This is a genomic window from Catenulispora pinisilvae, assembly GCF_015356865.1.
GTDB lineage: Bacteria > Actinomycetota > Actinomycetes > Streptomycetales > Catenulisporaceae > Catenulispora > Catenulispora pinisilvae.
Genome location: NZ_JAAFZA010000339.1, coordinates 1 through 9,035, shown reverse-complemented (window position 1 = coordinate 9,035; position 9,035 = coordinate 1). Strand labels below are relative to the sequence as shown.

At 71.9% G+C, this 9,035-nt stretch carries 6 protein-coding genes; 4 read left to right on the top strand and 2 right to left on the bottom strand.

Features of this window, described 5'->3' with window-relative positions; translation table 11 throughout:
* Positions 1-46: 46 nt before the first annotated feature.
* Positions 47-1,231, bottom strand: a complete 1,185-nt coding sequence (gene ftsY / locus IZR01_RS45735) for a signal recognition particle-docking protein FtsY (RefSeq protein ID WP_194927481.1) — start codon at positions 1,229-1,231, stop codon at positions 47-49.
* 60 nt (positions 1,232-1,291) lie between these two features.
* Positions 1,292-1,819: a hypothetical protein gene (locus IZR01_RS45730; RefSeq protein ID WP_194927480.1), complete on the bottom strand. Its 528-nt coding sequence runs from the start codon at positions 1,817-1,819 to the stop codon at positions 1,292-1,294.
* Positions 1,820-2,106: 287 nt separating this feature from the next.
* Here IZR01_RS45730 and IZR01_RS45725 point away from each other — a divergent pair, with 287 nt between their 5' ends.
* The 4 genes from IZR01_RS45725 (at position 2,107) to IZR01_RS45710 (ending at position 7,983) form a co-directional block, all read left to right on the top strand.
* A complete protein-coding gene (locus IZR01_RS45725; protein ID WP_194899117.1) occupies positions 2,107-3,525 on the top strand; it encodes an NsdA family TPR-like regulatory protein in 1,419 nt (472 codons plus the stop codon).
* Positions 3,526-3,746: 221 nt separating this feature from the next.
* Entirely contained in the window at positions 3,747-5,171 is a 1,425-nt protein-coding gene (locus IZR01_RS45720) for an ammonium transporter (protein ID WP_194927479.1), read from the top strand.
* Positions 5,168-5,506, top strand: coding sequence for a P-II family nitrogen regulator (locus IZR01_RS45715; RefSeq protein ID WP_194927478.1), 339 nt, complete (start codon positions 5,168-5,170; stop codon positions 5,504-5,506). The genes IZR01_RS45720 and IZR01_RS45715 overlap by 4 nt, the downstream gene beginning before the upstream one ends.
* Positions 5,507-5,535: 29 nt before the next feature.
* A complete protein-coding gene (locus tag IZR01_RS45710; RefSeq protein WP_194927477.1) occupies positions 5,536-7,983 on the top strand; it encodes an ACT domain-containing protein in 2,448 nt (815 codons plus the stop codon).
* Positions 7,984-9,035: the final 1,052 nt, after the last annotated feature.

Below are 9,035 nucleotides of genomic sequence, written 5' to 3'. Positions count from 1 at the left end.
GGGCGGCCGGGAAACCGGCCGCCCTTCCTGCTTGTGTCCGCGGTCGTTACTGGAGCAGCGCGTCGACGAACGCCTCCGGGTCGAACGGCGCCAGGTCGTCCGGCCCCTCGCCGAGCCCGACCAGCTTCACCGGCACGCCCAGCTCCTTCTGCACGGCCACCACGATGCCGCCCTTGGCGGTGCCGTCCAGCTTGGTCAGCACGATGCCGGTGATGTCCACCACCTCGGCGAACACCCGGGCCTGCACCAGGCCGTTCTGGCCGGTGGTGGCGTCCAGCACCAGCAGCACCTCGTCGACCGTGCCCTGCTTCTCGGCGACCCGCTTGACCTTCCCGAGCTCGTCCATCAGCCCGGCCTTGGTGTGCAGCCGGCCGGCGGTGTCGATGAGCACGGTGTCCACGCCCATCCCGGTGCCCTCCTTCACCGCCTCGAAGGCGACCGACGCCGGGTCGGCGCCCTCGGCCCCGCGCACGGTGTACGCGCCGACCCGCTGGCCCCAGGTCTGGAGCTGGTCGGCGGCGGCCGCGCGGAAGGTGTCGGCGGCGCCGAGCACCACCGTGTAGCCGTCGGCGATCAGCACCCGCGCCAGCTTGCCGGTGGTCGTGGTCTTGCCGGTGCCGTTCACGCCGACCACCATCGCCACCGCCGGGCGCTCCGGCGCCCCGTCGGCGGCGGGGTGCTTGGCCACCTTCAGCGTCCGGTCCAGCGTCGGGTCGATCAGCGCGACCAGCTCCTCGCGCAGCAGCGCGCGGGCCTCGTCCACGGTCCGGGCGCCCTGCACCCGGGTGTGGGTGCGCAGCCGCTCGACCAGCTCGCCGGCCGGGCCGACACCGAGGTCGGCCGCGATCAGCGTGTCCTCGATCTCCTCCCAGGTGGCCTCGTCGAGCTTGTCCCGGCTCAGCAGCTTCAGCAGGCCCTGGCCGAGCGTCCCCTGCGAGCGCGACAGCCGCGAGCGCAGCCGGACCAGTCGGCCGGCGGTGGGCTCCGGGACCTCGAGTTCGACCTCGGCGGCCGGCGCCTCGGGGGCCGGCGCGGCCGCGGCCGGCGGTGCCCGCTCGGCGACGGCGGTCTCCCCGGTCCCGGCCGGTGAGTCCTCCGCCTTGGCCGGCACCGGCGGGGCCGCCGGCGGCGGGGCCACCGGACGGCGACTGCCTCGGGCACGGTAGAACAGGGCGGTCGCGCCGATGATGGCTATGGCCGCGATGATGATGCCGATGACGAGGAACTCCATGGGAGACATCCTCGCACGTGGAGCCGGGTGGTTCGGCCGTTGTCGAACGGCCGCCCGCGGTCAGCCCGCCCGGCTCCCGGCGAACAGTGCGCAGGCCCGCCGCTGCTCGGCTCGTCGGCACGCGTACGCCAGGGCTCCCAGCAGCAACCGGGCCGGGGGCAGCGCCGTCGTCCGCCCAGACGCCGTCTTGAGGAAGGCCGGTGTCTCCGGCGAAGTCTCCGGCGACCGCACCCACCGCGGACTGCCCGCCGCCGGCAGCGGCGTCTCGGCGGCCAGCACCACGCCGACGGTCCGGATGTCGGTCTCGCCGGGGTCCCAGCCCAGGTCCTTCAGATCCGCGAGGAACGAGGCCGTGGTGCCCGCCTCCACGAAGAACTGCAACCGCCGGGCGCTCGCGCTCTCGTGCCCGGGCCCCGAGGCCTGCACGCTCAGCACCGGCCCCAACGGCGCCCCCACGCGTTCCATCTGCAACAGCACCCGGTGCCCGGCCCCGGCCGGCACGTCCAACAGGTCATAGGCCGCGGGCAGGCGGAGCGCCGCCGTCGGCCGGGCGTGGGGGTGGCGCGCACCCCCCAGGCGAACTCGCATGCATCCTCCAACGCCGACAGCGGTCCCGAAGTCACGCACCATGTCCGGCGCCCATGCCCGCAGGTCCGGCACCACACCGACGGGTCCCGCCCTGACGCTGCCCGCCCGTGATGGTCGTTAGACCTGTGTTGTCCGACAACTTCTGGTTCGACAAGGTGGCGAACACTGGCGAATCGCAGTGTTCGAAAACGTTCGGCTGCGGGCATCGTCGCGGTGCGGTTACGTTCTGCAACACAGGGTTTCGCATTCCGGCCGGACCGGCGTGAATCTCCAGGGGGCAACAAAGAATGACCGGCAAGCCGCCCAACGAACTCCTCAATTCTTGGTTCCAACGTTCCGGGTGGTCGAAGGGGGAATTGGCGAGACTGGTCAACAAGCGCGCCAGGCAACTGGGCGCGGCCCACGTCTCGACCGACACCTCGCGGGTGCGCCGTTGGCTGGACGGCGAACACCCCCGCGACCCGGCCCCGCGCATCCTGGTCGAGCTGTTCTCCGAGCGCTTCGGCACCGTGATCACCCACGCCGAACTCGGCCTGCGCGAACCCGCGGCACCCCCGGCCACCTCCGGCGTCGACCTGCCGTGGACCGGCCGCCGCTCGATCGAGCTGCTGGGCGACTTCGCCCGCAGCGACCTGATGCTCAACCGGCGCGGGTTCCTGGGCACCTCGCTGTCGCTGTCCGCCGGCCCGTCCCTGATCGAGCCGATGAAGCGCTGGCTCAGCCCGGTGCCGGAGCAGCACTCGGTCAACGGCCGCCCGGCCGGCCGGGTCACCGCCGAGGAGATGGACCGGCTGGAGGAGACCACCCGGCTGTTCCGCAGCTGGGACGCCCAATGCGGCGGCGGGCTGCGCCGGATGGCCGTGGTCGGCCAGTTGCACGAGGTCACCGAGCTGTTACGGGACAACTACGCGCCGTCCTTGGCGGAGCGCTTGTTCCGGACCGCCGCGGAGCTGGCGCTCCTGGCCGGTTGGATGGCCTACGACATAGGCATGCAGCCCTCGGCGCAGCGGTACTTCGTGCTCGCGCTGCACGCCGCCCGGGAGGCCGGCGACACCCCGCTGGGGGCGCACGTGCTGGCCACCATGGCCCGGCAGATGATCCACATCAACCGGGCGCAGGACGCGCTGGAACTGGTGCACCTGGCCCAGTACGGCAGTCACGGCACCACCACCGCGCGGGTGCAGTCGCTGCTGGCCGCGATGGAGGCCCGGGCCTACGCCAACCTCGGCGACAGCGACAACTGCCGCCGGGCCATAGCCGCGGCCGAGGACCTGTTCCCGGGCGATGAGGTGGACCGGTCCCGCAGCGGGGACCCGACCTGGGCGGCGTTCTTCACCGAGGCCGAGCTGTCCGGGGAGAACGGGCACTCCTTCCGGGACCTGGCCTACCGCTATCCGCAGCTCACCGAGCAGGCGGCGAAGAACATAGACCGGGCCGTGGAGCTGCACTCGGCCGACGAGGCCTATCTGCGCAGCCGGGCGCTGAACGTCGTCGGGATGGCCACGGTGCGGCTCCAGCAGCGCGAGCCCGAGGCCGCGGTGGCCCACCTGCACAGCGGCACCGAGCTGGTGCGGCGGCTGCGCTCCAAGCGGGTCGAGGACCGATTGCGCACCACCGCCGGCAACCTGTTCGCGCGCTATCCGGACGTGCGGTCGGTGCGGGAGGTCCACGAACGGACCCTCGCGGTGCTGCCGGCCCCGGCGTGAGCGGCGCGTTCCCGCCGATGCGGACTTCATGGGAGCTCGTGACAGGAAGCTGACACATGTCCGTTTTGTAACGGACCGATCTCACCAGACGGGACAAGTTCACCCGGATGTAACACTGGCGGAGCATCTGTCACGGCTCCGAAACACTCGGCGGCGCCCGTGGAAACGGTGCGCCGCCAGGCTCTCTCCCATCGTCCGTCGAATCAGGTGAGGGAGAAGCGATGCCATCCGCGTTCAGCAATGGTGACACCGCTTGGGTGCTCGCGAGTTCAGCACTCGTGCTGCTCATGACACCGGGGCTGGCGTTCTTCTACGGCGGCATGGTCCGCGCGAAGAGCGTCCTGAACATGCTCATGATGAACTTCATCGCGATCGCCGTGGTGACCATCTTGTGGGTCCTGTACGGCTGGTCCGTGTCGTTCGGCAACGTCGGTTCGGGGGACGGCAGCGGGAACGGCCTCTGGGGCGGTCTGCACCAGTGGGCCCTGCACGACATCGGCCAGGGCTTCGGCACCGGCCACAGCGGCGGGACGCTGTTCGGGTCCACCGGGGTGCCGACCATCGCGGTCGTCTGCTTCCAGCTGATGTTCGCGATCATCACTCCGGCGCTGATCTCCGGGTCGCTGGCCGACCGTACCAAGTTCGTCGGCTGGACCGTCTACGTCGCGGGCTGGGTGACGCTGGTCTACTTCCCGGTCGCGCACTGGGTGTTCTCGCCGAACGGCTTCATCAATCACAACCTGCACGTCATGGACTTCGCCGGCGGGACCGCGGTGCACATCAACGCCGGTGCCGCGGGCCTGGCGATGGCCCTGGTGCTCGGCAAGCGGGTCGGCTTCGGGCGGGACCCGATGCGGCCGCACAACGTGCCGTTCGTGATGCTCGGCGTCGGCCTGCTGTGGTTCGGCTGGTTCGGCTTCAACGCCGGCTCCGCCCTGGGCGCCAACGGCCAGGCCTCGATGGTCTTCATCAACACCCAGGTGGCCACCTGTACCGCGATGGTCGGCTGGCTGATCGCCGAGAAGATCCAGCACGGCACCTTCACCTCGCTGGGCGCCGCCTCCGGCGCGGTGGCCGGCCTGGTCGCGATCACCCCGGCCTGCGCCTCGGTCTCCCCGCTGGGCGCGATGTTCGTCGGCCTGATCCCCGGCTTCCTCTGCTGCTACGCGATCAACCTCAAGAACAAGCTGGGTTACGACGACTCGCTGGACGTGGTCGGCGTGCACCTGGTCGGCGGCATCCTGGGCACCGTGCTGATCGGCTTCTTCGCCACCAAGGACATGGTCTCCGGCTACAGCAACGGCGCCAAGGCCGGACTGTTCTACGGTGGCGGCGTGGACCAGCTGATCTCGCAGTGTGAGGGCGCCGGGATCGTGCTCGGCTACTCGTTCGTGGTCTCCTACATCCTGGGTATCGTCCTGCATAAGACGATCGGGATGCGCATCAGCGCCGATGCCGAGGTCGAGGGCATCGACAGCACCGAGCACTCCGAGACCGCCTACGACTGGGGCCGGCTGGCCGGCTCGCTGCGTACGGCGGTGGCCGGGGCCGGTGAGGCGGCGCCCGCGGCCAAGCCCGCGAAGGCCGACAAGCCGGCGAAGGCCGACCAGGCCGACAACGACGTCACGGAGGGTGTGAAGGCATGAAGCTGATCACGGCGATCGTCAAGCCGTTCAAGCTGGAGGAGGTCAAGGAGGCCCTGCAGCGCTTCGGGGTCCACGGCATCACCGTCTCCGAGGCCAGCGGCTACGGCCGGCAGCACGGCCACACCGAGGTCTACCGGGGCGCGGAGTACACCGTCGACCTGGTGCCCAAGCTGCGGATCGAGGTCCTGTGCGAGGACGAGGACGTCGAGGCGCTGGTGGACGAGGTGGTCAAGGCGGCGGTCACCGGCAAGATCGGGGACGGGAAGATCTGGGTCACCCCGGTCGAGGAGGTGACCCGCATCCGCACCGGTGAGACCGGAGGCGCGGCGCTGTAGTGGACCAGCACCCCCTGAGCCCCAGTGGCGTGGGAGCCGATGGCCGGCCCGGTCAGCAGATCGGGCCGGCCATTCGGCGTGCGCGCTCGGACGCCGCGGACGCCTTCCTGACCTCACTGCTGCCGGACCAGCCGGGGATAGCGCTGGTCGCGGTCGGCGGCTACGGCCGCCAGGAGCTTTCTCCGGGCTCTGATCTGGACGTGGTGCTGCTGCACGCGGCGTCGTTGGCCCCGGCGACCATCGGGCAGATCGCCGAGAAGATCTGGTACCCGGTCTGGGATTCCGGCGCCAAGCTGGACCACTCGGTCCGCACCGTCGAGGAGGCCCGCGAACTGGCCCGCACCGACCTGGCCGTGGCCTCGGGCCTGCTGGACTCCCGGCTGGTGGCCGGCGACGCAGGCCTGGTCACCGCGGTCCGCGCCCAGCTCTTCGCCGACTGGCGCCGCGACGCCCCCCGCCGCCTGCGCGACCTGCGCGAGGAGTACGCGGCGCGGGTGGCGCGGCACGGGGAACTGGCGTACCGGCTGGAGGGCGACCTGAAGGAGGCGCGCGGCGGACTGCGCGACTCCACGATGCTGCGCTTCATCTCGGCCACCTGGCTGGTGGACGTGCCGCACGGGGCGCCGGAGCGGGCCCGCGAGTTCCTGCTGGACGTGCGGGACGCGCTGCACACCGTCTCGGGCCGCGCGCTGGACCGCTTGCTGCTCCAGGAGCAGGACGGGGTCGCGGCGGTGCTGCGGGCCGCCGGGGTGCTGGGGGACGACGATGACCGAACCCTGACTCAGCCGCTGGAGGACAACGAACTGTTCGCCGCCGACCTCGGTTCCGCGGGCGAGGCGACGGTGATCGTCACGATCGGCGGCGAAGAATCCGACCCCATCGCCGGCAGCGCGGACCTGATCACCTCAGAGCTCTACACCACTGACGCCGACCTCCTGCTGCGCCGGGTGGCCGAGGCCGCGACCACCATCTCCTACGCCGCCGAAGCCGCCTGGCGCCAAGTGGACGCCGCCCTGGCCGCGCGCAACCCCGCCCGGCGCCCGGTGCGCAACCCGCTCGCCGACGGCGTCGTGGAACAGGACGGCGAGGTCTACCTCGCCCGGGCCGCCGCCCCCTCGCGCGAGGCGGTCCTCGGGCTGCGCGCCGCCGCCGCGACCGCCGGATCAGGACTCTCCTTCGCGCCGAACACCTTGCGCCGCCTGGCCGAGGAGTCGGCGCCGCTGCCGCGGCCCTGGCCCCGGGCGGCGCGCGAGGAGTTCGTCACGCTGCTCGGCGCCGGCTCCGGGCTGATCCCGGTCTGGGAGGCGCTGGACCGGTCCGGCGTCCTGCACCCGCTGCTGCCCGAGTGGCGGCGTATCAGGTCCCTGCCACAGCGCAACAGCCTGCACATCCACACCGTCGACCGGCACACGCTGGCGACCGTCGTCGCGGCCGCCGACCTCGCGCGCCGGGTGGACCGGCCCGACCTGCTCCTGGTCGCCGCGTTGCTGCACGACATAGGAAAAGGCCTGCCCGGCGACCACTGCGAGGTCGGCGCGGAGCTGACCGGCGAACTGGCCCCGGCGCTCGGCTTCGGCTCCGCCGATGTCAGTACCCTGACCGGCCTGGTCCGGCACCATCTGCTGCTCCCCGGCCTGGCCACCGCGCGCGACCCCGACGACCCCGCCACCCTCGAGGCGCTCCTCACCGCGCTCGCCGAACTGGCCGTCCCGCGGCTGGAAGCGCTGCGGCTGCTGCGCGCGCTGTCCGAGGCCGACAGCAAGGCGACCGGACCCGCGGCCTGGAACCCCTGGCGCGCCGGGCTCTACCACGGCCTCGCGGTCCGCGCCGAGGCCGCGCTGCTCGGCTTCGACCCGCCGGTCGCCGAGCCCTCGGACCCGGCCCGCTCCGCGGCCCTGGCCGCGCGCAGCAAGAGCGATCCGGACGGCATCGTCGTCGAAGTCGAGGACGCGCGGACCGTCTCGGTCGCGGCTCCGGACCGGATAGGCGTCCTCGCCGCGGTCGCGGGCGCGCTGGCCCTGCGCCGGCTGACCATCCGGGCCGCCACCACCGAGACCGTGGACGGCGTCTTCGTCCAGCGCTGGCTGGTCGCCGCCGACTGGAGCACCGCGCTCCAGGACCGGCTGCGCGAGGACGTCCGCGCGGCCCTGGCCGGCACCCTGGACGTCGCCGCCCGCCTGGCCTCCCGCGAGGCCGGCGAGCGCCGCAACCGGCTGGTCGCGGCGCCCAGCGTGGCCGTGCTGCCCGGCGCCTCGGCCTCGGCGACCGTGCTGGAGGTGAAGGCCCGGGACGCGCCGGGCCTGCTCTACCGCGTCGCCTCGGCGCTCGCGGGCACCGGGGTCTCGGTGCGCTCGGCACGGGTCTCGACGCTCGGCGCCGAGGCGGTCGACGTGTTCTACATAGTGACGGTGGCCGGGGCGCCGCTGTCCGACGACGCGGCGGAGCGGGTGGCCGGTGCGGTGGCCGAGGTGCTGTAGTGCGGTGTTGTAGTGAGGTGCGGTAAGAGCGCTAGAGGTTACGCGCCGCGAGGGCTGTTCGGGTTCGGGTTGTTTGGGGGGTGGGGTTTGTGGGCCGGGTTGCGCTTTGGCTGTGGTTGTAAAGCTTTTTACGGCCTTCGGTTATGGTTGTGCCGGTTCGGGGTTCGGGGCGGCGGGTGTGTTTGTCGGCTGCCGGTTTTCGTGTTCACGACCCCGCCGCACCTCAAGCCTCTTCCACTCCGGAAAGTCAGAGCACGAGTACAGGCAAGAGCCAGGTCAAGAACAAGATCACAGTCAAGGTCAACTGCAAGGTCAAGGTCAAGAGCTGTGGTGAAGAGCCCGGCGCCTCCGGCGGGGGCTCTCGGCTCCCTCGGGGAACTGGCGCTGCTCCATAGGGTGGTCCGGTCAGGGCCCTGCGCTGGCGGTTTGTGAGGTGGCTACGGTCCGTTCCCCTCGGTCGCGTCGTCAGCCCGGGGGGTACAGCACCGGTGTCCGGGGGTCAAGTCCGCGCGCCTGCGGTCAGGCGTGGAAGTGGCGGCCGTGCAGCGCGAACTGGACCCCCGGCCACCGGCGCTGTAGGCGAAGCCCTGCCGACGCGACCGAGGGGAACGAACCGAAAACCGACCGGAAGAATAGCAATCGAAGGGCCCGTAGACACGGGCTGGTCGGCGCCGCTGCCGGTGAAGATGTGGCGGCGGACCGGTGCTCAGCTGGTCGGTGACATGCCCGCCTTCTGATGGGCTGCTATCTCGGCATGCCGCTGACTCGACGGTATCGGTCGTGGCCGCCGGGCCGATCCGGCGCCCGCCAACCCAGACCGCGCAGCCTGGGGACTGCCGCGTTGCCACGCCCTGAACCGGCGGCCGAGCTCGCCGAGCCGCCGGTACCGCACCACTGGGCTTTGCACCTATCCGGCCGGTTTTCGGTTCGTTCCCCTCGGTCGCGTCGGCAGGGCTTCGCCTACAGCGCCGGTGGCCGGGGGTCCAGTTCGCGCTGTACGCGGCCGCCACCTGCCCGCCTACCGTAAGGGCGCGGACTTGACCCCCGGACAC

Coding starts and splice junctions, on each gene's coding strand:
- IZR01_RS45730 (WP_194927480.1), bottom strand. CDS start 1,819: ATGCGAGTTCGCCTGGGGGGTGCGCGCCACCCCCACGCCCGGCCGACG.
- ftsY (WP_194927481.1), bottom strand. CDS start 1,231: ATGGAGTTCCTCGTCATCGGCATCATCATCGCGGCCATAGCCATCATC.
- IZR01_RS45720 (WP_194927479.1), top strand. CDS start 3,747: ATGCCATCCGCGTTCAGCAATGGTGACACCGCTTGGGTGCTCGCGAGT.
- IZR01_RS45725 (WP_194899117.1), top strand. CDS start 2,107: ATGACCGGCAAGCCGCCCAACGAACTCCTCAATTCTTGGTTCCAACGT.
- IZR01_RS45715 (WP_194927478.1), top strand. CDS start 5,168: ATGAAGCTGATCACGGCGATCGTCAAGCCGTTCAAGCTGGAGGAGGTC.